A 21,707-nucleotide genomic window follows, 5' to 3' on the forward strand; every position below is an offset into this window, starting at 1 on the left:
ACCCGCCTTTTACAGCGGGTTTTTTATTAATTTTTCATAGGTCCAACAACAAGTAATGCTGGTTCATCTTTAAAAATCTTTTTTGCAACCTCGTGAACATCATCCAAAGTTACCCCATTGATCAAATCTGCACGTTTTTCAATGTAGTCAATCGGCAAATTTTCTTGCTGAAGACCTACCAAAACCGATGCAATCGACGATGAAGAAGAAAGATTATTCACCGCATAAGACCCAACCACAAAACTCTTGGCATTTTTTAGTTCATCTGCAGTAATATTATTCTCAACCAGATTTTTAATCTCGTTGCGGATTGTTTTTAACGATTCTTCGGCCTTTTCGGCCCGCGTTGCGGTTGAAATCATCAGCGCTTCGGCATGATCATAATTGACAAGACTACTTGATACACCATAAGCGAGACCGCGCTTATCACGTACCTCGGCAAATAGCCGCGACGTCAAACCAGAGCCGCCAAGAATATCATTCATAAGATATGCTGCAAAAAAATCCTTATCTGAACGCTTTATACCAGGATAAACCAAAGCCAGTGTTGTTTGCGGCAAGTCATAATTAACATTGGTCATGCCACCAAGCTGCAATTTTGCATCAGGAATTTCAATCAAAGTTGCCTTTTCTGGTAAATCCCCAAATAATTTATCTACCAATTCACCTGCTTGTTGTTCATTAATCGGGCCAACAAGCCCAATTTTTAGATTATCGCGTGCCAAAATATTTTTATGAGCCGCGATTATATCATCGCGATTAATCTTGGCTAAACTGTCAAGCGTCCCTTCACCTCGGCGGCTATAGGGATGTTTGCCATAGAGCATTGCATTGAATTTATTTTGGCCAATGGTCATTGGATCGCGCTCAGAGCCTTTAATAGACGTAACAATCTGCTCACGAATACGATCAATTGCATCTTGGTCAAAACGTGGTTTATCGAGCGCCAATTTCAAAAAATTAATCGCTTCATCGCAATTTTGCGCCAAAACCCGTAAAGAGCCATTTATTTTATCTCTATTTGCATCAAAAGCGATATCTGCGCCAATATCATCAAGCTTTGCCTGATATTCAAGCGAAGTAAGATCCCCGGCCCCCTCGTCGAAAAGGCCGCTCATCAAATTGACCAGTCCTTCTTTGCCCTCAGGATCTTGTGTTGTACCACCAACCCAAGAAAATTGTAAGGCAACAAGCGGCACGCTTTGATCTTCCACTAGCCATAATTTGATACCTTTTGGCGAGGTAACTTCCTTAATTTCAATAGCATGAGCAGCAAACGCTGAAAATACAACCAAGCAACAGCCAATTATGACAGATAGATAATTCAAAAAACTATTTTTAAATTTATTTTTCATCGGAATATCCCTTATTGCCAAAAGCTATTGCTGTTCGCTCTCATCAGTGCCCATGGCAGGTGTCGCTGACGTTGCATCTTCACGAGGTTTTTCACCTTTTGGTGGCAATAAGTAACTGACAACCCCCTTATCTCCATCAAGATAGGCTTTGGCCGCTTCTTTAATTGCCTCGGGAGTTACCTTTTTAAGTCGCTCTGGCCATTCATGGATCGTTTCCAATGTTTGCCCAGTTGATAAGGCTGCTCCATAAATATTGGCTAGCCCTGATGGACTATCTTGGGAATAGATAATGGCTCGGATAAACCGCTCACGAGCTTGATTAAGTTCAGCCTCGCTTACGCCGTTCTTGGCAATATCAGCAATGACTTCATTAATCTCACTTTGTAATTCTTCAAGAGTGTTATTGTTGCGCGGCATAGCATAAACATAGAATATGCCATCATCAACACTTACACCACTATAGCCACTACCAACCGATGCCGCCTTGCCTTCTTGCACCACAAATTTAGTATAAAGGCGCGAGCGTTGTGATCCACCTAAAATCTCACCAAGAAGATCCAAGGCTTCAGCCTGTCCAGTTTTGGCGTTATTATAGGACGGCACAACCCATAAATGCTGGAAACTTTCATTGCTAACGCGCGGATCGCGCATCGTCACAACGCGCTGCGTGCGGCTAACTGGCTCTTGTGGGCGAATACGCTTTTGGGGTGGGCTTGAGCGTTTTTCTAACTTGCCAAAAGTTGCAAGGCTCAATTCACGCGCTTTTTCAGGCGTGATATCGCCTGCTAAAATAAGCGTTGCATTATTAGGGGTATAAAATTTATGATAGAAGTTAATCGCATCTTCGCGGCTTAAAGCTTCCATTTCCTGCTTCCAGCCAATAACTGGATTATGATAGGGACTATTTAAAAATAAGGTTGCACGACTTTCTTCCGATAGCATTGCAGCAGGGCTGTTATCGGTACGCATGCGCCGCTCCTCAATGATAACCTGACGCTCCGATGTAATATCATCTTCACTTAGAACGAGGTTCAACATGCGATCAGCTTCGCGCTTCATCATTTCTTCGATATATTGCGACGCAACACTTTGGAAATAGGCGGTGTAATCATAAGAGGTAAAAGCATTTTGCTGGCCACCAAGACGCGAAATAGTCTGGTTGAACTCATCTCCTGGATAGGTCTTCGTGCCCTTAAACATTAAATGCTCTAGGAAATGGGCAATGCCTGTCGTACCCGGATTTTCATCCGCTGATCCAGCGCGATACCAAACCATTTGGGTGATGACGGGTGCGCGATGATTAGGTAAAACAATAACCTGCAACCCATTTTCAAGGGTAAAACGATAAGCATCACCGATTTTTTCAATATCTGGTAAAACCTGTTGAGATTGATCAGATTGACTTGGCTCAGTTTTCTGATTGGTTTCAACTGCATTTGGCGCGTTCTCAACCAAAGGTGCGGTGCTAGATGGTGCACCCGTTGCCGGTTCGTTTACCTGACTTATTCTATCACTTTGCTGCCCCAAAATAGGATTATTAACGGTATTTGCAGCAATGGTTAATGGTGCATTTATACTGCTTGCTAGAGCTGTTGAGGCACCAAGAGATAGTGCCATAAACGCGGTTAGAGCAAGTTTGGTAAATTTTCCCGACACGCTTTACCTCTTTTTAAAACTAACTAATTTGCATAAATTCATAAAGTCGAATGACCGTATTGCCATAGCCACGTTCATCAACCAACCGAAAATTGGCTGGCAAACTTACAATTGCTTCCTTTGTTTCTTCAAGCACAATAATGGCATCATTATGAAGCCAGCCACCTTCCATTGCACTAACAAAGGCCTTTTCGCCTAAACCTTTACCATAAGGTGGATCGGCAAAAACCAGATGAAAAGGCTGCATCGTACCAATTTCGCCAAGCTGTGTTGCATCTCGGCGCAAAATACGCGCTGAACCTGTTAAAGCAAATTCTTCTATATTTTTTTGGATAAGGCCGCGCCCTTCAACCGATTGCTCGACAAAAACACTCGCTTTCGCTCCGCGTGACAGCGCTTCAAAACCCAAAGCGCCTGTGCCTGCAAATAAATCAAGCACGCGCTTTCCTTCAAAATTGAAGGAAAGCCCATGATTTAAAATATTAAAAAGACTTTCGCGTGTACGATCAGTAGTTGGGCGAATATCATGCCCCTTAGGAGTGGCAAGAGACCTGCCACTCAAACGACCTGCGACGATACGCATTATTTATTATCTCCACCACGCGGCCTTGAACGAGGTCCATCACTTTTATAGGGACGACCACCGCTTGGGCGCGATGATTTATCAAAAGACTTATTACCGCCAAATGATTTACCACCATTTGATGAACGGCGATCGCCACCACCGCTACGATTGTCACCATCGCGGTTAAAACTTGGACGACGATCTCCGCCACTACGGTTTTCACCGCTACGATTACCACCATCACGATTATAGCTTGGGCGACGATCTCCGCTACTACGGTTTTCGCCGCTGCGATTACCACCATCACGGTTATAGCTTGGGCGACGATCTCCGCTACTACGGTTTTCGCTGCTGCGATTACCACCATCACGGTTATAACTTGGGCGACGATCTCCGCAACTACGGTTTTCGCTGCTGCGATTACCACCATCACGGTTATAGCTTGGGCGACGATCTCCGCTACTACGGTTTTCGCTGCTGCGATTATCACCATCGCGGTTATAGCTTGGGCGACGATCTCCGCCACTACGGTTTTCGCCGCTGCGATTACCACCATCACGGTTAAAACTTGGACGACGTTCTCCACCACCACGGTTTTCACCGCTACGATTACCACCATCACGGTTATAGCTTGGGCGACGTTCTCCACCACCACGGCTTTCGCCGCTGCGATTATCGCCATCGCGGTTAAAGCTTGGGCGACGATCTCCGCCACTACGGTTTTCGCTGCTGCGATTATCACCATCTCGATTAAAACGTGGACGACGATCATCACCACTGCGACCGTCTCTTGCACGATTTTCACCGTCACGCGGATAGGTTTTTTCAATACGTGTCTTTGTAGGGCGGGCACCTGGCGCCATCCAAACATTAACGGAGCGATTTTTACGTTTTTCGTTTACGTCAGGCTTATCACCTTCTGCACCCTTTGCGCCAAATCCTTTATCTTTAAAATCTTTGCCTTTAAAGCCTTTATCCTTGAAGCCCTTATCACCAAAAGAACGCTTTTCGCGTGGCTCTGAAAATTTGCTATCGCCACGATCACGGGAAAAACCACGATCACCTCGCTCGCCCCTGTCACCACGGTCGTCTTTGCCAAAACGGCCCTTAAAACCACCTCTGCGCGGCGCTGGTGCATCTGATGAAGCAATCCAACCCTCATCATCACTATTTGCGGATGAATTACTTGCGCTAGACACAGGCTTGTTAGAAAACGGATTTAAAACAGGGCCATCAAAGTCGGCATTGGCTTCTTCAATCAAACGATCGCCTAATTGATCGCGCAATGTGCGCCCCTTCACTTCAAGAACCATTCCGGTTTCTAATTCACCAAGCTGGAATGGACCAAAAGAAATGCGGATAAGACGCGTAACACTCAAACCGAGTGAGCCAAGAATATTTTTAACTTCGCGGTTTTTACCTTCACGCAGCGACACAGCAAGCCAAAGATTGCTGCCCTGCTCGCGCTCAATCGTAGCTTCAACAGCGCCGTAGAAAACGCCATCAACGGCCACACCGTTTTTAAGTCCATCAAGCTGTGCTTGGGTTACACTACCATGAACGCGTACGCGATAGCGGCGCACCCATCCGGTTGCTGGCAATTCAAGAACGCGCGCAAGACCACCATCATTGGTGAGCAAAAGCAAACCTTCAGTATTAATGTCTAAGCGACCAACTGATAATACACGCGGCATTTCTTCAGGTAAATTATCAAATACTGTTGAACGCCCCTCAGGATCACGGTTAGTTGTCACTAAACCAGCAGGCTTATGATAAAGCCAAAGGCGAGTGCGTTCTGCCTGTTGCAAAGGACGGCCATCAACCTTGATAACATCAGTTTTTGTAACATTAACTGCAGGACTATCAAGCACTTTGCCGTTAACCGATACGCGGCCCGCAGCAATCATGCTTTCGGCTTCACGACGCGAAGCAATGCCGGCACGCGCTAGTCTTTTCGCTATGCGTGAACTGCCATCATCTTCTTCGGCTACATGCACAGCGCTCTTTTTGTCAAAATCACGCTTGCCAAAACCACCAGCATCGCGGCTCCGCCCTGCACCAAAGCTGCCAGAACGCTCATTATCTTTTCCAAAACGACTTCCACCTGGCTTTCTAAAACCACGGTCCTCAGACTTATTAAAAGAAGGCTTGCCTTCATCACGACCTTTTCCACGTGAAAAAGGTGGCTTACGCCCCTCATGACCATTGTCATTCATATATATAATACCTCAAATACAGCACGTAATCACTACGTCAAGTTAGTTCTATTCTTGTCTTCGAACGGGGATGGAACAAACGAATTTGCAAGTTTTACAAATCCAGTCAGTCGATTGGAATTTTACGCAGCCAAAATCATTATAAATTACCAACTAAACCCATTTGCCAACTAACATTGGTTTTTTTAAGTATTTTCTAAAAAAACGATCATCAATGACCAATGCAGGTAGTATCAATTTATTTTGATGAGATCTGCTTTCACTCTAAAGCTAGCATCCTATGGAACAAAATGCCATAACCCTTTGCTCTTACCAGCGAAAGTAACACAAATAAAAAAAATCACCAATAGCACCGAGCACAATCAATTAAATTTTCTCAATTATTATCAGCTTTGTTCGATCATCAATGTGCAAACTGTTTTGCCTAAAATAGCATTCAGCAAAATTATTTAAATTGATCGTGACGATTTTTAATTTTTGTTTATTGATGCAATATAGTTAAACGGACTTCTAAACCTAAGCAAAAAAAGATAATAACGAAATTGAACAATAAAAAACCCGCTTGATCGCTCAAGCGGGTTTTTTATAAAATAATATAAATTATTCAGCTGATGCAGCAGCTTCTGCGGCAGCAGCAGCTTTTGCAGCTGCATCTTCTTCAGCTTGTTTCGCCATTGCAATACGCTCAACAGCTTTTTTACCTGGCTCACCTTTTTTAGGATTGCTACGGGCATCACGCTTTGCAAGGCCAGCATCGTTCAAGAAGCGAAGAACGCGGTCTGTTGGCTGTGCGCCTTGTGAAATCCAATGTTGAATACGCTCTGTTACCAATTGAACGCGCTCACCATCCTTTGGAAGCATAGGATTCCATGCACCAACTTTTTCGATGAAACGGCCATCGCGTGGGCTACGAACATCAGCTACTACGATATGGTAGTAAGGACGCTTTTTTGAACCTGCACGGGCCAAACGAATTTTTAAAGACATTATATTCTCCTGTTATAGATCGCCGGTTGGCCGGCAGCTCGTAATTTTTTCCGACATAATCGAAAGTGTTGTTTAGCTGCCAATACGGGCAGCGGTATCTTCATGATGACGAATTACTTCACGCACGATGAAATTTAAAAACTTTTCCGCAAAATCTGGATCAAGCTGTGATTCTTCAGCCAATTTACGCAAACGTTCAATTTGTCTTTTTTCGCGGTTCGGGTCAGCAGCAGGTAAATTGCGCTCCGCCTTTAAAACCCCAACTGCTTTGGTGCACCGAAAACGCTCGGCAAGAATATGAATAAGCGCGGCATCAAAATTATCAATTGATGCTCTAAGACTTGCGAGTTCTGCCGGAATTTCATTCTCACTCATGGTCTTTGCCTTTCATTTTCTTATATTAAAACTTCACGTTAAAGCGGCTTATTTCTTTTTAGGCAAACTACCACCAAGCCCTGGAAGACCGCCTGGCTTTGGTAAACCGCCAAGGCCGGGCAAACCACCGGCCTTACCACCCAAATTAGGTAAACCGCTATTTTTACCAAGACCTGCAGCTTCTGCCTGCTTTTGCAATGCTTCCAACTGCTTAGGGTCAAGCGAACCAAGATCGGGCATACCACCGCCAAGGCCAAGCTTGCTACCAAGCCCACCCATAAGGCGTTTCATCATGCCGCCACCGCCTTTACCGCCCATAGCTTTCATCATATCAGCCATACCACGATGCATTTTTAGCAACTTGTTGATATCAGCAGCAGATGTTCCCGAACCCTTGGCGATACGCTGTTTACGGCTATGCTTCAAAATATCGGGATTTGCGCGTTCTTGCTTGGTCATGGATGAAATAATTGCCAATTGCCGATTAAAAATATTTTCATCAAAACCAGCGGCAGCCATTTGGTCTTTCATTTTGCCCATGCCAGGCATCATACCCATAATGCCGCCCATACCGCCCATTTTTTTCATTTGGCCAATTTGCTCAGCAAGATCATTAAGATCAAACTTGCCAGCCTGCATTTTTTTGGCCATAGCAGCCGCACGCTCAGCATCAATATGCTCGGCAGCTTTTTCAACCAGCGATACAATATCGCCCATGCCCAAAATGCGGTCGGCAATACGCTTTGGATGAAACTCTTCCAAAGCATCCATTTTTTCGCCAGTAGCAATAGCTTTAATTGGCTTACCGGTTACGGCACGCATAGAAAGCGCCGCACCGCCACGGCCATCACCATCCATACGGGTAAGAACAATACCAGTAATACCAACACGTTCATCAAATGAGCGCGCAAGATTAACTGCATCTTGACCAGTTAAACTATCGGCAACCAGCAAAATTTCATGGGGTGCAGACTTGGCCTTGATTTCGGCCATTTCCACCATTAATGGCTCATCAATATGTGTACGACCAGCTGTATCAAGAATCACAACATCATGCCCGCCAAGACGGGCAGCTTGGACTGCACGCGATGCAATATCAACTGGTGATTGACCGTTAATAATAGGCAAGGTTGCAACACCAGTTTGCTCGCCCAATTGGCGCAATTGCTCTTGCGCGGCTGGACGACGTGTATCAAGCGAAGCCATCAACACTTTTTTGCCTTGCTTATCGGTAAGGCGTTTTGCAATTTTTGCTGATGTGGTGGTTTTACCAGAACCCTGCAAGCCAACCATCATAATAACAACTGGTGAAGGCGCATTTAAATCAATACCAACGCCTTCGGATCCAAGCATATCCACGAGCTCGTCATGAACAATTTTGACCACCATTTGGCCAGGCTTGATTGATTTTAAAACCTCTGCGCCAACCGCTTTATTGCGAACACGATCGGTAAAGGAGCGCACAACATCAAGGGCAACGTCAGCTTCAATCAAAGCACGGCGCACTTCGCGCAATGCGCTTGTCACATCTTGTTCTGAAAGAGCGCCACGCCCTGTCAGATTATCAAAAATGGAACTTAAACGCTCCTGCAATGATTCAAACATTAAATACCCTTTCTGGTTGGCCGCTTTATGCTTTATCCACTTAGCATGATAAAAGCTCTGTTTATAAAACTGGCTCCAGCGCTTCTTAACTATCCACAATCACATAATATGCTAGGTAAGCACCCAATCCAAAACCACATGCAAATATTGTTAAACAACATTTCAAAGCAAATGGCACCCGAGGGCGCATCGCGCTGTCGGGTGTGGACCTCTGGCATCAATTGTATAAATTGCACCAGTCGGTGGCTCCAAGTCATAACTTGTTGCAGATTTTCTTTGTTTGAATACGATATTTAGTCATTTGTCAAGGTTTTGCTGTCATTTTATTAGATTATGAACGGATTGACACGAGATTTTATGGATTTTTAGTAAATGTAAGCAATATAGGCCAAAAGAATCGGCATTACTTACACGATCCATAAACTTTGTTTGATAGCTTTTAAAGTAAGGATTTATGAAGGAATGAGAAAATTGTTGCGCAACCGCTTTAGTCTGGCCAGCATTGCTGCCCTTGGTTTAACCCTTATCATCGGCTCTTCAGCTGCAATGGCGTCACCGAAATGCGGCAATACATCAGCCGGCTTTGCCAATTGGCTAAGTGAAACAACTAAAGACGTCAAAGCCAAAGGCTATGGCAGCAAGGCACTTAATGCTCTTGCCAATGTACGCTATGCACAAGCCACTATTAATGCTGACCGCAACCAACATTCTTTTAAATTAAGCCTTGAGCAATTTATGCAAAAACGCGGATCTAGCACCATTGTTGCCCGCGGCAAAACTTTGAAGAAGCAAAATGCGGCATTGTTTGATCGTATTGAAAAAAAATATGGCGTGCCTGCAGGCCCATTATTAGCAATTTGGGGCATGGAAACAAGTTTTGGGAATTATATGGGTAAACAGCATACGCTTTCTGCTGTTTCAACCCTTGCTTATGATTGCCGCCGCTCGGATTTCTTCACCGACCAGCTTTATGCAGCATTAACCCTTGTCGATCGTGGTGATTTTGATCCAAAGTCCGTCGGCGCTATGCATGGCGAAATTGGCCAAACACAGTTTCTACCCGTTAATGTCTTGAAATATGGTGTGGATGGTGATGGCAATGGCCATATTGATATGATCCGCTCACGTGCGGATGCCTTGGCATCAACTGCTAATTTCCTTAAAGGCCATGGCTGGAAAGCTGGTCTTGGCTACCAACAGGGAGAGCCAAATTTTAAGGCAATTGAAGGCTGGAATAAAGCATCAGTCTACCAACGCGCTATTGCCATTATGGGTAAACAAATCGACGGCAAATAAACCCAAATTTTGTGGTAAATATGCTCGCAATAAGCCGAAAATTATTTCGGCTTATTGCCTTTTCCACCAGATTTGTTTTTATAAAGCCACAGCGCGGCAAGCCCAATCAGCGGCAACCCAATCATTGCTACCTTCTTGTCACCAGCAATAGCTGCTGGAATAGCCGCAAGTGCAGAACTAAACAATAAAGCGTTACGCTCTTCTTCTGCCTGCTTTTCCAAAATTATTTTTTGCTTTTTTGCTATTGATTGGCCAATTAAAAAAACCAACAAAGCAATAATAGCAAATAAAACAAATAAAATGCCGGCAGCCCATAGTGGCGCGACAAAACAAGTCAAACCCAGATAGACAAAAACGCAAAGAAACACCAAAGCTAAAACAGCAAAAATGCTAGTTAGACTTAAGATAAGCACTTGCGTTTTTGTTCGCTTGACGGCTTGTTTAATACCACCAGAGGTAAGACCGCCAAGCAAGGAAGTCAAAAGGCCAAACATTAGCCCTTAACGCCTTAAAATCTGGCCAAGCACAAAACCAATACCAGCTGCAATAGCTAGACTAGCCATGGGTTTTTCACGCACACAGGCACACATAGAATCTTGAGTTTGTGATAATTTATCACGCGCTTCATGCAAAGCTTCATCGCCTTGAGCGCGAGCATTTTCATACATGGTTTGAGCACGATCTTTGGCTTCATTCAATTTTTTTGAGCCAAGGTCGGACAACGTTGACGCAATAGCTGCAATATCTTTGCGCAAATCAGCAACCTGCTTTTCAAGATCAGCCTGCTCAGCAGTGTTTTCGTTTTCTTTAGCCATTGGACTATCTCCTTGGATATAACTTTAACTTGGGCATATTTTTAATTGGTTATCAAGAATTAATGATATTAACTGCTCTTCAAAAAAGCTAATATTACTAATTTAATTAATTTTACATCAATCCGTCAAAAACAAAAGTCTTTAATAGAATATTCTTATAACAGTTTTGTTATCAAAAATACTTCTATCAAATAATAGATTATAATATTGATAGACCAACAACTATTGCTAATAAAAAAGTAACAACAGAGTTATAAATCCATAAAAAAATATATCACATCAAAGAAAAACCACATGCCTTACTTTGATGATTATTGTATCACAATAATAAATACTTTATTTATTATGATACAAGCTATCATACATATGGTGCTGAAAACGATAAAAGCCAATAGCCAAACTCGCTTTTTTTAATGAAAGTTGGGATATTTTTTTATGCCTATCCTTTTCTAATGATTTTTGCCTTATTGCATAAATTCTTCGTTTGAGTAATCATAACAAATGTAAATACCTTACCAACTATATATTATTTTATAAGATGAGGTGATACGCATGCCAACAAATATCAAAATCTCACAAGCCAGTAAGATTGCAGGCGGCCTTATCGGTCTCCTGGTTGGTGATGCCCTTGGCGTTCCCTATGAATTTCATCACAAGGACACATTACCAAAACTTGATAATATTGAGTTTGTTCCGCCTCTAGGTTTTAATCGCTCTCATAATAATGTGGCGCCAGGAACATGGTCTGATGATGGGGCGCAAGCTCTTTGTCTTTTGGCCTCGCTTTTACATTGCAACAAGCTAGATATGCAGGATTTTGCCACCCGCATGCTTAATTGGTATGAATATGGTTATATGGCGGTAGATCACCACGTTTTTGATGTTGGCAATGCCACCGCACGTGGGCTAAATGCCTTTAAAGATGGCACATCGCCACTTTTATCAGGGGGCCTTGATGAAGATAGCCATGGCAATGGCGCATTAATGCGCGTTTTGCCCCTTGCCTTATGGCATAGGGGGAGTGATCTTGCCTTGATTGAAGATGCTAGTCGGCAGGCTTGTGTCACCCACGCACAACCACGGTCACAATTATGCTGCGCTCTTTATTGCCTCACGGCTCGTGCCTTGCTGCGTGATAATAACGACCCATGGGGCTATGCAGTTGAAAAAGTTTACAACTACGCCAAAAATAACGAGCGTCTATTGGCGGAACTTGAATGCTCAATTAGACCAATGGAAAATATTGAACCGGAAGGTTCAGGCTATGTAGTCGATTCCTTACGCGCGGCACGCAAGGCTTTATCTTTTGACGATTACCAAAGCGCCGTGCGTTATGGGGTAAGTTTAGGTGATGACACTGATACCACTGCGGCTATTATGGGCGGCATTAGCGGCATAAAACTGGGCCTTGGCGATATACCTGTTCATTGGTTTGAAGATTTGCGTGGTAAATCTATCTATAAGCCACTATTAGACCAATTATTGCTGCAGGTCGCTTGATCGAAATTATTGTTGTTTTCAACTTGTTATTTAGCTTTTATCGTTTTAACACTTATAAAATTGAGCAAATCAATATAATCGTTAAATTTTGCAATCAAAGCAGGCAGGAAAACTATGTCCGAGCAAAAAAAGACCATCCAAAAACATATTGAATCCTTTCTTGGAGAAATGATTACTATTCGGCATGATCTGCATATGTATCCAGAACTAGGCTTTAATGAGCACCGCACATCAGGCAAGGTGGCAGAGCTTTTAGAGCAATGGGGCTTTGATGTTACCCGTAATATTGGGCAAACAGGCGTGGTTGCTAGCTTGAAAAATGGCACAAGTAACAAATCAATTGGTATTCGCGCTGATATGGACGCTTTGCCAATTGAAGAACAAAGCAATGTTGATTACACTAGCAAAAATAATGGGCTTATGCATGCCTGCGGTCATGATGGCCATACCACCATTTTGCTTACCGCCGCACGCTATTTAAGCGAAACCCGTAATTTTGATGGTACAATCCATCTTATTTTCCAACCCGCAGAAGAAGGTTATGCTGGCGCGCAAGCCATGATTGAGGATGGCTTATTTGAAAAATTCCCTTGCGATGCAGTCTTTGGCTTGCATAATTGGCCAGGTTCTCCTGTTGGTCATATGACCTTTTTAAAAGGCCCGATGATGGCTTCCGTAGACACCGCCTATATCACCATTGAAGGGCGTGGTGGTCATGGCGCAATCCCTGAAAAAACCATAGATCCAATTGTAGCAGCGTCGTCCATTGTTATGGCTTTACAAACAATTGTTTCACGCAATGTTTCGCCGCTTAATTCCACCATTATTACGGTTGGCAAGTTTGTCGGCGGCCATGTATCTAACGTTATTCCAGATAGCGTCGAGCTTGAATTGACCATACGTGCTTTTTCAGCAGAAGACCGCGCCTTACTCGCCGAGCGGATCTGCGCTTTGGTTGAAGCTCAGGCAAGTTCTTTTGGCGCACGTGCCAATATCAATTATGAATATGGTTACCCTGTTTTGATTAATGATGATCAACAAACCGAATTTGCTACCACTGTCGCTCAAAACCTTTGGGGCGACGACAAAGTGACAGCCAAGGGCAATCCCGTTACCCCTAGTGAGGATTTTGCTTTCATGCTAGAAAAGCGCCCCGGCACTTATATTTTCCTTGGTAATGGTGATAGTGCTGGCCTTCATAATCCCCATTATGTTTTTAATGACCGCCTATTAGAAATTGGCGCAACCTATTGGGGCGAATTGGTGGAAACCTATTTGAAAAAAGCCTAGATTTTGGCGCTTAAATCCACAAAAGGCATGGCTTCTCCCATGCCTTTTATAAATTGTATTAAAAGAATATGCGCCCTTTTTCAATCAGCCTTTTAACATCAGCAATCGTATTAAGCGCTAAGACATCTGGATTTTGCCCTAAATAAGCATCAAGATGTGGATCTTCTTGATAGCGGATTTGCGTATCAACAATTTCAAACTTATCACCGATCTGGTCAATGATCATTAGCAACAATTCATCAATTTTTGAATTAAACTCATCGCATAGGCTTTGCCGCCATGGGCTTGGATCAGGTTGATATTTTTGATTAAGATAGTAATAATTTATCGTATCTAGCTCATCAATCAGCAAAAGTGTTGCTTTTGATAGTAAGATAAAAGGCAATTCACGCATATTGCCATCAAGATCAAATTCAGCGCGTTCAAGTGTCCCACCGTCAAAAAGCTCATAAGATGTTTTATCACCATTCCACAAACAACCGCCTGCGCCAAAATCAAAAAAGAAGCGCAGCACAGCTATTTTATTGGGGTCCTGTTTTACTATTGGAACAATGGCATCAACAATATCAACTTTTTGCCTATTCTTGCTGAAACCCATTTTAGCTAAAAATTGCCCAATGCGCTTCATTGCTTAATTTTCCTACTCACTTTCAACGGAAAATCAAGCCACTTTAAAATGCTTGGATAGCTTTAATCCTTGGGCTTGATAGTTGGATTTTAAATCACTGCCATAAAGGGCTTGTGGACGCTCCAACATATGCTCATAAACAAGGCGACCAATAATTTGCCCATGCTCTAATATGAAGGGCACTTCATGGCTGCGTACTTCAAGCACCGCGCGGCTACCCGTACCACCTGCAGCACTATGCCCAAAGCCGGGATCAAAAAAGCCGGCATAATGCACACGAAACTCACCAACCAGTGGATCAAAGGGTGTCATTTCAGCAGCATATAGCGGTGGCACATGAACAGCTTCGCGCGAAACCAAAATATAAAATTCATTGGGATCAAGCACAAGATCACGGCCACCACGGTCATAAATTGGCTCCCAAAAATCAAGCACATTATGGGCATTTTTCTTATCAACATCAACAACGCCGGTATGGCGTTTGCCACGATAGCCAATAAGATGATTGGCATCACCACTTAAATCAATCGACAACGCAACGCCGCCGCCGCTAATATTGGGTATTTTATCCGAGATAAGCACTTCACTATCATGCAAATTTTGCAATTCTTTTTCGCTTAATAAAGGGTGGCCTTTGCGGAAACGAATTTGCGACAAACGCGAGCCAGTGCGCACCAAAATAGGAAAAGTGCGTGGGCTAATTTCTAAATAAAGTGGGCCTTGATAACCTGCAGGAACTTTGTCAAATTCTTGCGCATTGTCGGTAATAATGCGGGTAAAAATATCAAGACGACCTGTCGAGCTCTTAGGATTGGTCGAAGCTGAAATATCAGCAGATAGAGCAAGACTTTCAAGCAAAGGCACAATATAAACGCAGCCCGTTTCAAGTACGGCACCATCGCTCAAGTCAAACTCATGCAAAGTGAACTTATCAAGCTTGTCTTTCACCTTGGTATTAGGCCCCGGCATAAATGAAGCGCGAACCCGAAAAGCACGTTTGCCAAGACGCAAATCTAAGCTTGCCGGTTGGATCTGATCATCATCAAGAGGCTTGGCTGTTAATAGGCCGCCATTGGCTAAAAGTGCTGCAAGGTCTTTATCAGCAAGAATTCCTGTTGCGCGTAGCATTCTTTTCCTATTTTATCCTCTTAATTAACTTTCAAACTTTGTAACTCAAAGCTAATTTTTATTTCCGTTCGTCTTATCCATCTAATTTAAAATCAGATGCGCTCACTTTATTATTCTCGTTCGTCTTGTTCATCTGATTTAAAAATCAGATGCGCTCACTTTTTTATTCTTGTTCGTCTTATTCATCTAATTTAAAATCAGATGCGCTCACTTTTTATTCTCGTTCGTCTTACTCATCTGATTTAAAATCAGATGCGCTCACTATACAACAAAATATGATCTTTGAAACCTTTGCAGCAATTGACGTATCCTTGCAAGAGTTTTAAAGTCTTTTCCATTCCGTGGTGATTTGGCCGGCCGGCTTGCAGCCACGTTTCTTAAATGCTAAAAGGCCGTAGCTTTTAAAGCACTTTTGCGGTTTTTTGGTTGGTATTAATTTACAAAGCCATAAAAGTCTAGTCTTTCATAAGCTATTGTCTTTATTATTAGGTTTATTGACAGCTTATCATAAACTAGAAAATGCAAAACTAAAAATATACTCATTTTGTTTTGCAACATACTTTCCTCTGGCTTTGTTGACTGAATTGACAGACTGGAAGCATTGATGACACTTGATCCCACACGCAAATATCGCGCTGCAACTGAAATGGTTCATGGTGGCGTAACACGCACTCAATTTGGCGAAGTTTCCGAGGCCATTTTTCTGACCCAAGGCTTCACCTATGAAAGCGCCGAACTTGCCGAAAATCGCTTTAACGGTGAAGATCCAGGTTTTGTCTATTCGCGTTATGCCAATCCAACCAATGATATTTTTGAAAAGAAAATGTGCATCATGGAAGGCGCTGAAGATGCGCGTGCGGTTGCCTCAGGCATGGCCGCCGTTGCTAATGCCATCCTTTGCTATGTAAAAGCTGGCGATCATGTAGTGGCAAGCCGCGCCATGTTTGGTTCTTGCCATTATATTATTGATACAGTTTTGCGCCGGTTTGGTGTTGATGTTACCATTATTGATGGTGCAAAAATTGAAAATTGGGAAAAGGCGATTACACCAAAAACCAGCCTTATCTTTTTTGAAACGCCGGCCAATCCAACCTTGGAAATTGTCGATATTGAAGCTGTTTGTAAAATTGCCCATAATGTTGGAGCAGTTGTGGTGGTTGACAATGTTTTTGCAACGCCGCTTTATCAAAAGCCATTGGCGCTTGGTGCTGATGTGGTTGTTTACTCCACAACCAAGCATATTGACGGCCAAGGGCGATGTTTAGGCGGCGCTATCCTATCCAGCAAGGAATGGATTGCCGATAATTTACAAAATTATTTCCGCCATACGGGCCCCGGAATGAGCCCCTTTACTGCATGGGTCATGCTAAAAGGCTTAGAAACCATGCCGCTTCGGGTGAACCAAATGACAAAATCAGCAGGTGCAATTGCTGATCTTATTGCCGAGCACTCTGCTGTATCGAAGTGTTTTTATCCAGGACGCAAAGACCACCCACAAGCGGACATTATTGCCCGCCAAATGAGCGGCGGCTCAACCATGATTGCTTTTGAACTAAAGGGCGGTAAAAAATCAGCTTTTGAGTTCTGCAATGCACTTACTATTCCGCTTATTTCGAATAATCTTGGCGACGTTCGAAGCATTATTACCCATCCTGCAACAACTACCCACCAAAGCATTGGTGCAGAGGCACGTGCAGAACTTGGTGTGAGCGATGGTCTATTGCGCTTTTCTATTGGCCTTGAAGATACAGATGACTTATTGGAAGATGTTGCATCAGCTCTTGACAAAGCAAAATAATACAGAAAGACTTGTTTTTTCGACAATCTTGTGCTATAAACTATCAATATATCGTTGTTAGTCTTTATATATCTGTTCAATTGGCGACTGTTGAAGTTAACATTTAGAAACAGATGTGTCTATTATGTCCCTTTTAAGCGGGGGGAATTGGGGAAACAGTCAAAATGATTGTTTCCCTATCATTAAAGCAAGATATCGAATTTATTGCAGATTTTAGTGATAGATCGGGCTTAATCTTACAACAATTATAACCGCATAAGGTAGGTTTTCGGCTTCAAGCTTTTTACTAGCCATTTCTAAAAAGCGCGATACGCACTGTTTTGTAACAGTTTAAAGAGCAATTCCCAGTTATATTTTCTAAACAACATCGCTCCCCATGCATTGATGAAGGCCGAATGTGCTTGCCGCTAAAAAATCGTCAGAACAAAATAAGTTCAAATTATTTTTCATCAAATAATAATTCAAAACACTATTTTAGGTGATTTAAGGTGTAATTTAGAATTAACTACGCCTCGTATCTCGACTTCATACAAAGGATGGCAAATGAAAAAGAAGAAGCATTACAAGAAAAAGTGTAAAAAATATAAAACTCGAATGGAGCGCTTAGGTAAAGAACACGATGTTGTGTATATCAAGCTAGATAAATACCATCAAAACGAGATGACTGGTTGCGTTAAACACAATTTAAACCTTAGCAAACTCCTTGAAAATACCTTACCAATCAAAGGGCCTGATATTTTATTTGATATTAACCAAGAAGGTTATGTTGTCGGTATTGAAATACTATATTAAAAAACAACTATTTATAATTCTTAGCAATTCATCATTTTAATTCATTTAAACGCTGATATCATTGTTATTTATTAAAAAATCGCTTAATCAGAAAGGCCTAAAAAGCAAAATACCCATTTGTGCAATATGCCAATAAGAACGAGCGATAGCACCAAACAGATGGAATAAATGGTAATAAAACTTGGCGTAAGGACTAGGCAGGGCATTGGGCTTCCTTCATTATAAACACAAATATCTCCCACTTTACCGGCTAGAAAAAGTGTTAAGCGCGTCAGTAATAAAGCCATAATAATAATTGCAATTTCCGCTACAGCCAAGAATATAACGTAACATAGTGCAGCAAAATTTCCTTTGAATAAATTAAATAATGCAACAATGCCAAAGATAATAATGGCAAGAGCAAGAATTGGCATAGAATAAATAAATATTTCGATAATTGCATCATCAGCAACAACAAGACAGGGGAAACCATAGCCTTCAACAAAGATATCGCCGCTGTAACAGTAATTTGCATATCTATAGTTTGAATCCCATGTTCTTAAAAATGGCAAAAGCGAGCACATATAGGCTAGAATGGACAACGGCAATATAATTTTCATGGCACTTAAAGTCCCAACCTATATTTAAAAAAACTGAGCATTATTTATTGTAAAATACCCTAAACCTTACAAGTAGCACTAATTGCCTGCTAGAGTTAGATGTGTTTTTCAATTTTTACATTTGTGATGTTTCCCCATTTTTTAAACAGACTATTTTATTATTTATTTGTTATAGCGTTTCAATAGCTTTAACATTAAATATGTTTTTATTCTTATAGAGTTGATGCCCATGCCTATCCGCCGCCTTAGTGAAACAATGATCAACCAGATTGCCGCCGGCGAAGTTGTCGAGCGGCCGGCGAGTGTGGTCAAAGAACTGGTTGAAAATGCCATCGATGCTGGCGCAACCCGTATTGATATTGCAACGGCAGGCGGCGGTAAAAACCTTATTCGTATCACTGATAATGGTTGTGGCATCATGCCTGATCAACTTTTGCTTGCGGTTTCGCGCCATTGTACATCTAAAATGGGCGATGATATTCACGATATTCGCGCCCTTGGTTTTCGTGGTGAAGCGCTACCTTCTATTGCATCGGTCTCGCGGCTGCGGCTTTTATCGCGCCATATCGACCTTGATGAAGGTGCTGAAATTATTGTAACTGCCGGCAAGATTGAGGGACCGCGTCCTGCCGCAGTTACCAAGGGCACCGTTGTTGAAGTAAAAGACTTATTTTTTGCAACACCAGCGCGACTTAAATTTTTAAAAACCGAGCGTGCTGAAAGCACTGCAATTAGCGATGTGGTAAAACGCATTGCCATTGCTTTTCCCCATATTCGTTTTACCCTATCGGGGCCTGATCGCAGTTTAAGCGAATATGCTGGATCAACCAAAGATCTTGATGGTTTAAGCGTTAGGCTTGGGCAAATATTGGGCAAGGAATTTTCGCAAAACATGGTTGAGCTTAATGCTGAACGAGATGGGGTTAAATTAAGCGGTTTTGTCGGCGTTCCATCCTTTAATCGTGGCAATGCGCTTCATCAATTTGTTTATGTTAATGGTCGTCCCATTAAGGATAAAACCCTATCAGGCGCAATTCGTGGTGCTTATAGTGACGCTATCGCCCCTGATCGTCATGGTGTTGTTGCACTTTTCATTACTATTGATCCACAAGATGTCGATGTTAATGTCCACCCTGCCAAAGCAGATGTGCGCTTTCGTGACCCAGGCCTTGTGCGTGGGCTTATTGTTGGCGGTATAAGATCAGCCTTGCAGCAATCTGGCATACAGCCAGCCACCACTGGTGCAAGCGCCATGTTAAGCGCATTTCGCACCGAGCAATCCACCAATGCGGCTATGACAAACCAAATGAGTGGCAAGCCCGCTCATTCTTCCTATCAAAGCAACTATTATCAGGGGCAAAATAAAGGCGCAACTTACCGGCCGCAAAGTAAAGCTTGGACGCCGCAAAATGGTCAAGCTTTTCATCGACCGCTTGATGATAATCACGTTTCCATGCCAGCTAAGACTGATATTTTATTGCAAGAGCAATTGGGTGCATTTATGGAGCCAAGTGCGGATTTGCGCCCTAATCTTGTTGAACCAGCCATTGACCAATTAAATGCGCCGCTTGGTGCGCCGCGCGCACAAATCCACAAAAACTATATCGTTTCACAAACACAAGACAGCCTTATCATCGTTGATCAACATGCAGCGCATGAACGCCTCGTTTATGAAGCATTAAAAGAAGCACTTTATGATAAGCCATTACCGTCACAAATGTTGCTTATTCCTGAAATTGTTGATCTGCCGCAAGATGATGTTGACCGATTAATGAACCATGCCAACACACTGCAAAAATTTGGTCTTGGCATTGAAGCCTTTGGTGAAGGTGCGCTTGCCGTACAGGAAACACCCGCCATGCTTGGTGAAATTGATGCACAAGCACTTATCCGCGATTTGGCTGATGAGGTAGCCGAGCATGATACGGCAGATGGATTAAAATCCATGCTTGATTATGTTGCCGCCACCATGGCATGCCACGGCTCTGTGCGTTCTGGACGCATTTTAAAGGCCGAGGAAATGAACGCTTTATTGCGCCAAATGGAAGCAACACCGGGATCAGGTACGTGTAATCACGGTCGTCCAACTTATATTGAATTAAAACTTCATGACATTGAGCGCTTGTTTGGGCGGCGCTAATGATATATTTAATAGGCATTCCATTTCGACTAGTCCGAAAGAACAAGCAATATTCAAGGAATATGTCATGCCGCCAATTGATATGATTGAATATATTAAAAAATCGTTTTCATTTTTACAGGAAAATATCGACGAAGATAGTTTGTATAAATGCCAATTTGATGTTCGCAATTTTACTGTTGACGATTTTGAAGGTTACTTAATCGCTAAACGTCCGTGCGATCCATTTAGTCCGGACAATATAAATAGGTTGAAAAAACGGGCTAATTATAAATACCAAGTTGAATTCTGGGCAAATTATAATGAGGTCGATTGGTTGATTGACTGCCATATTGTTGATCAACCTTTTCGCCAAGAGAGTGAATATTCCTATTTTAAATATGTTGATATACTATATTTACAGTTTATAAAACGACTAAAGACCATTCATCCAAGCCTGTCCGCTTGCCGATATTTTAGAGGGCTTGATGGAGCGATTTTTACATTTTTTGCGCTAAGGACTAAAGAAAGCCAATTGATAGCATCGGCTAACAATGAGTTTTTATATCCTGATTTTGATGAAGAGCTGTTTCTCAATGAGGTTAGACCGGTTATAAAATCTAAACTTAATGAATTAGATTATTCAAATATCGTTTCTTACCGCAATTTTAAATATTTGGCGTCACAGTTTGATGCAAAGCAGGTAGATGCTTTACTGGCAAAAAAGCTTTTCGGAAGGGCGTTTAATTACGACAATGAGGAATCTATTAATCAGATTTGCATCAATGATATTATAAAAACTGATAATCTATTAAAATGTGATATCGCTGCAAATCTTGCCTATGAAATGATTTTAAAAACATTCACCGATGATCATTTTGTTGAAGGCTATATTGTCAAATATTATAATGATGACTTCACCAAGATTTATATTTCGTTTTTAACCAATTTAAATGATCTGGCTAACTCTTGATGTAAATATC

19 protein-coding genes and 1 riboswitch are annotated in these 21,707 nt (G+C 42.4%); of the genes, 7 read left to right on the plus strand and 12 right to left on the minus strand.

The genetic code is table 11. From position 1 onward, the window contains the following. Positions 1-26: 26 nt before the first annotated feature. The 7 genes from N6A79_RS12215 to ffh all read right to left on the minus strand — a co-directional run bounded on the left by N6A79_RS12215 (position 27) and on the right by ffh (position 8,759). On the minus strand, positions 27-1,355 hold the full coding sequence (locus N6A79_RS12215; protein ID WP_268546151.1) for a M16 family metallopeptidase: 1,329 nt from the start codon (positions 1,353-1,355) through the stop codon (positions 27-29). A 24-nt stretch (positions 1,356-1,379) separates the two neighbouring features. Next, the gene (locus N6A79_RS12220) at positions 1,380-3,011 is read right to left on the minus strand and encodes a M16 family metallopeptidase (RefSeq protein WP_268546152.1); all 1,632 of its coding nucleotides are present in this window, start codon (positions 3,009-3,011) and stop codon (positions 1,380-1,382) included. 19 nt (positions 3,012-3,030) lie between these two features. Beyond that, positions 3,031-3,594, minus strand: coding sequence for a 16S rRNA (guanine(966)-N(2))-methyltransferase RsmD (gene rsmD, locus N6A79_RS12225; RefSeq protein ID WP_182417903.1), 564 nt, complete (start codon positions 3,592-3,594; stop codon positions 3,031-3,033). Further along, complete coding sequence (locus tag N6A79_RS12230; RefSeq protein ID WP_442784235.1) at positions 3,594-5,792, minus strand: pseudouridine synthase; 2,199 nt, start codon at positions 5,790-5,792, stop codon at positions 3,594-3,596. Before N6A79_RS12230 ends, rsmD begins: the two co-directional genes overlap by 1 nt. Positions 5,793-6,392: 600 nt before the next feature. Further along, positions 6,393-6,779: a 30S ribosomal protein S16 gene (gene rpsP, locus N6A79_RS12235; protein ID WP_182417905.1), complete on the minus strand. Its 387-nt coding sequence runs from the start codon at positions 6,777-6,779 to the stop codon at positions 6,393-6,395. 72 nt (positions 6,780-6,851) lie between these two features. Beyond that, entirely contained in the window at positions 6,852-7,154 is a 303-nt protein-coding gene (locus N6A79_RS12240) for a chorismate mutase (protein ID WP_182417906.1), read from the minus strand. 48 nt (positions 7,155-7,202) lie between these two features. Then, the gene (gene ffh, locus N6A79_RS12245) at positions 7,203-8,759 is read right to left on the minus strand and encodes a signal recognition particle protein (protein ID WP_268546153.1); all 1,557 of its coding nucleotides are present in this window, start codon (positions 8,757-8,759) and stop codon (positions 7,203-7,205) included. A 462-nt stretch (positions 8,760-9,221) separates the two neighbouring features. On the opposite strand from ffh, the gene N6A79_RS12250 reads away from it, so the two are divergent. Further along, positions 9,222-10,055, plus strand: coding sequence for a lytic murein transglycosylase (locus tag N6A79_RS12250; protein WP_182417908.1), 834 nt, complete (start codon positions 9,222-9,224; stop codon positions 10,053-10,055). A gap of 41 nt (positions 10,056-10,096) precedes the next feature. Here N6A79_RS12250 and N6A79_RS12255 read toward each other — a convergent pair whose 3' ends face one another. Next, a complete protein-coding gene (locus N6A79_RS12255; protein ID WP_268546154.1) occupies positions 10,097-10,549 on the minus strand; it encodes a phage holin family protein in 453 nt (150 codons plus the stop codon). A 6-nt stretch (positions 10,550-10,555) separates the two neighbouring features. Then, complete coding sequence (locus N6A79_RS12260; RefSeq protein WP_182417910.1) at positions 10,556-10,870, minus strand: DUF883 family protein; 315 nt, start codon at positions 10,868-10,870, stop codon at positions 10,556-10,558. A gap of 552 nt (positions 10,871-11,422) precedes the next feature. On the opposite strand from N6A79_RS12260, the gene N6A79_RS12265 reads away from it, so the two are divergent. Both N6A79_RS12265 and N6A79_RS12270 read left to right on the plus strand, forming a co-directional pair. Further along, positions 11,423-12,370, plus strand: a complete 948-nt coding sequence (locus N6A79_RS12265) for an ADP-ribosylglycohydrolase family protein (protein WP_268546155.1) — start codon at positions 11,423-11,425, stop codon at positions 12,368-12,370. Positions 12,371-12,484: 114 nt separating this feature from the next. Further along, complete coding sequence (locus N6A79_RS12270; RefSeq protein WP_268546156.1) at positions 12,485-13,660, plus strand: M20 aminoacylase family protein; 1,176 nt, start codon at positions 12,485-12,487, stop codon at positions 13,658-13,660. A gap of 58 nt (positions 13,661-13,718) precedes the next feature. On the opposite strand, the gene N6A79_RS12275 is transcribed toward N6A79_RS12270, so the two are convergent. Continuing rightward, a complete protein-coding gene (locus N6A79_RS12275; protein WP_262078868.1) occupies positions 13,719-14,288 on the minus strand; it encodes a hypothetical protein in 570 nt (189 codons plus the stop codon). Positions 14,289-14,321: 33 nt separating this feature from the next. Next, positions 14,322-15,416 (minus strand): 2'-deoxycytidine 5'-triphosphate deaminase, encoded by a 1,095-nt coding sequence (locus N6A79_RS12280; protein WP_268546157.1) that lies wholly within the window; start codon positions 15,414-15,416, stop codon positions 14,322-14,324. A 331-nt stretch (positions 15,417-15,747) separates the two neighbouring features. Next, positions 15,748-15,824: riboswitch (SAM riboswitch) on the plus strand. Positions 15,825-16,020: 196 nt separating this feature from the next. Between N6A79_RS12280 and N6A79_RS12285 the strand changes: the two genes are divergently transcribed. Beyond that, entirely contained in the window at positions 16,021-17,214 is a 1,194-nt protein-coding gene (locus N6A79_RS12285; protein WP_268546158.1) for an O-succinylhomoserine sulfhydrylase, read from the plus strand. Positions 17,215-17,757: 543 nt separating this feature from the next. Next, entirely contained in the window at positions 17,758-18,006 is a 249-nt protein-coding gene (locus tag N6A79_RS12290) for a DUF2283 domain-containing protein (RefSeq protein WP_268546159.1), read from the plus strand. Between the two features lie 83 nt (positions 18,007-18,089). Here N6A79_RS12290 and N6A79_RS12295 read toward each other — a convergent pair whose 3' ends face one another. Beyond that, positions 18,090-18,605 (minus strand): hypothetical protein, encoded by a 516-nt coding sequence (locus N6A79_RS12295; protein ID WP_268546160.1) that lies wholly within the window; start codon positions 18,603-18,605, stop codon positions 18,090-18,092. Between the two features lie 229 nt (positions 18,606-18,834). Here N6A79_RS12295 and mutL point away from each other — a divergent pair, with 229 nt between their 5' ends. Both mutL and N6A79_RS12305 read left to right on the plus strand, forming a co-directional pair. Continuing rightward, complete coding sequence (mutL, locus tag N6A79_RS12300; protein WP_268547592.1) at positions 18,835-20,745, plus strand: DNA mismatch repair endonuclease MutL; 1,911 nt, start codon at positions 18,835-18,837, stop codon at positions 20,743-20,745. 67 nt (positions 20,746-20,812) lie between these two features. Further along, on the plus strand, positions 20,813-21,697 hold the full coding sequence (locus N6A79_RS12305) for a hypothetical protein (RefSeq protein ID WP_268546161.1): 885 nt from the start codon (positions 20,813-20,815) through the stop codon (positions 21,695-21,697). The last annotated feature ends 10 nt before the right edge of the window (positions 21,698-21,707 follow it).

It is taken from the genome of Bartonella sp. HY761 (genome assembly GCF_026743145.1).
GTDB lineage: Bacteria > Pseudomonadota > Alphaproteobacteria > Rhizobiales > Rhizobiaceae > HY038.

Coding starts and splice junctions, on each gene's coding strand:
- N6A79_RS12215 (WP_268546151.1), bottom strand. CDS start 1,355: ATGAAAAATAAATTTAAAAATAGTTTTTTGAATTATCTATCTGTCATA.
- rsmD (WP_182417903.1), bottom strand. CDS start 3,594: ATGCGTATCGTCGCAGGTCGTTTGAGTGGCAGGTCTCTTGCCACTCCT.
- N6A79_RS12230 (WP_442784235.1), bottom strand. CDS start 5,792: ATGAATGACAATGGTCATGAGGGGCGTAAGCCACCTTTTTCACGTGGA.
- rpsP (WP_182417905.1), bottom strand. CDS start 6,779: ATGTCTTTAAAAATTCGTTTGGCCCGTGCAGGTTCAAAAAAGCGTCCT.
- N6A79_RS12240 (WP_182417906.1), bottom strand. CDS start 7,154: ATGAGTGAGAATGAAATTCCGGCAGAACTCGCAAGTCTTAGAGCATCA.
- ffh (WP_268546153.1), bottom strand. CDS start 8,759: ATGTTTGAATCATTGCAGGAGCGTTTAAGTTCCATTTTTGATAATCTG.
- N6A79_RS12250 (WP_182417908.1), top strand. CDS start 9,222: ATGAGAAAATTGTTGCGCAACCGCTTTAGTCTGGCCAGCATTGCTGCC.
- N6A79_RS12255 (WP_268546154.1), bottom strand. CDS start 10,549: ATGTTTGGCCTTTTGACTTCCTTGCTTGGCGGTCTTACCTCTGGTGGT.
- N6A79_RS12260 (WP_182417910.1), bottom strand. CDS start 10,870: ATGGCTAAAGAAAACGAAAACACTGCTGAGCAGGCTGATCTTGAAAAG.
- N6A79_RS12265 (WP_268546155.1), top strand. CDS start 11,423: ATGCCAACAAATATCAAAATCTCACAAGCCAGTAAGATTGCAGGCGGC.
- N6A79_RS12270 (WP_268546156.1), top strand. CDS start 12,485: ATGTCCGAGCAAAAAAAGACCATCCAAAAACATATTGAATCCTTTCTT.
- N6A79_RS12275 (WP_262078868.1), bottom strand. CDS start 14,288: ATGAAGCGCATTGGGCAATTTTTAGCTAAAATGGGTTTCAGCAAGAAT.
- N6A79_RS12280 (WP_268546157.1), bottom strand. CDS start 15,416: ATGCTACGCGCAACAGGAATTCTTGCTGATAAAGACCTTGCAGCACTT.
- N6A79_RS12285 (WP_268546158.1), top strand. CDS start 16,021: ATGACACTTGATCCCACACGCAAATATCGCGCTGCAACTGAAATGGTT.
- N6A79_RS12290 (WP_268546159.1), top strand. CDS start 17,758: ATGAAAAAGAAGAAGCATTACAAGAAAAAGTGTAAAAAATATAAAACT.
- N6A79_RS12295 (WP_268546160.1), bottom strand. CDS start 18,605: ATGAAAATTATATTGCCGTTGTCCATTCTAGCCTATATGTGCTCGCTT.
- mutL (WP_268547592.1), top strand. CDS start 18,835: ATGCCTATCCGCCGCCTTAGTGAAACAATGATCAACCAGATTGCCGCC.
- N6A79_RS12305 (WP_268546161.1), top strand. CDS start 20,813: ATGCCGCCAATTGATATGATTGAATATATTAAAAAATCGTTTTCATTT.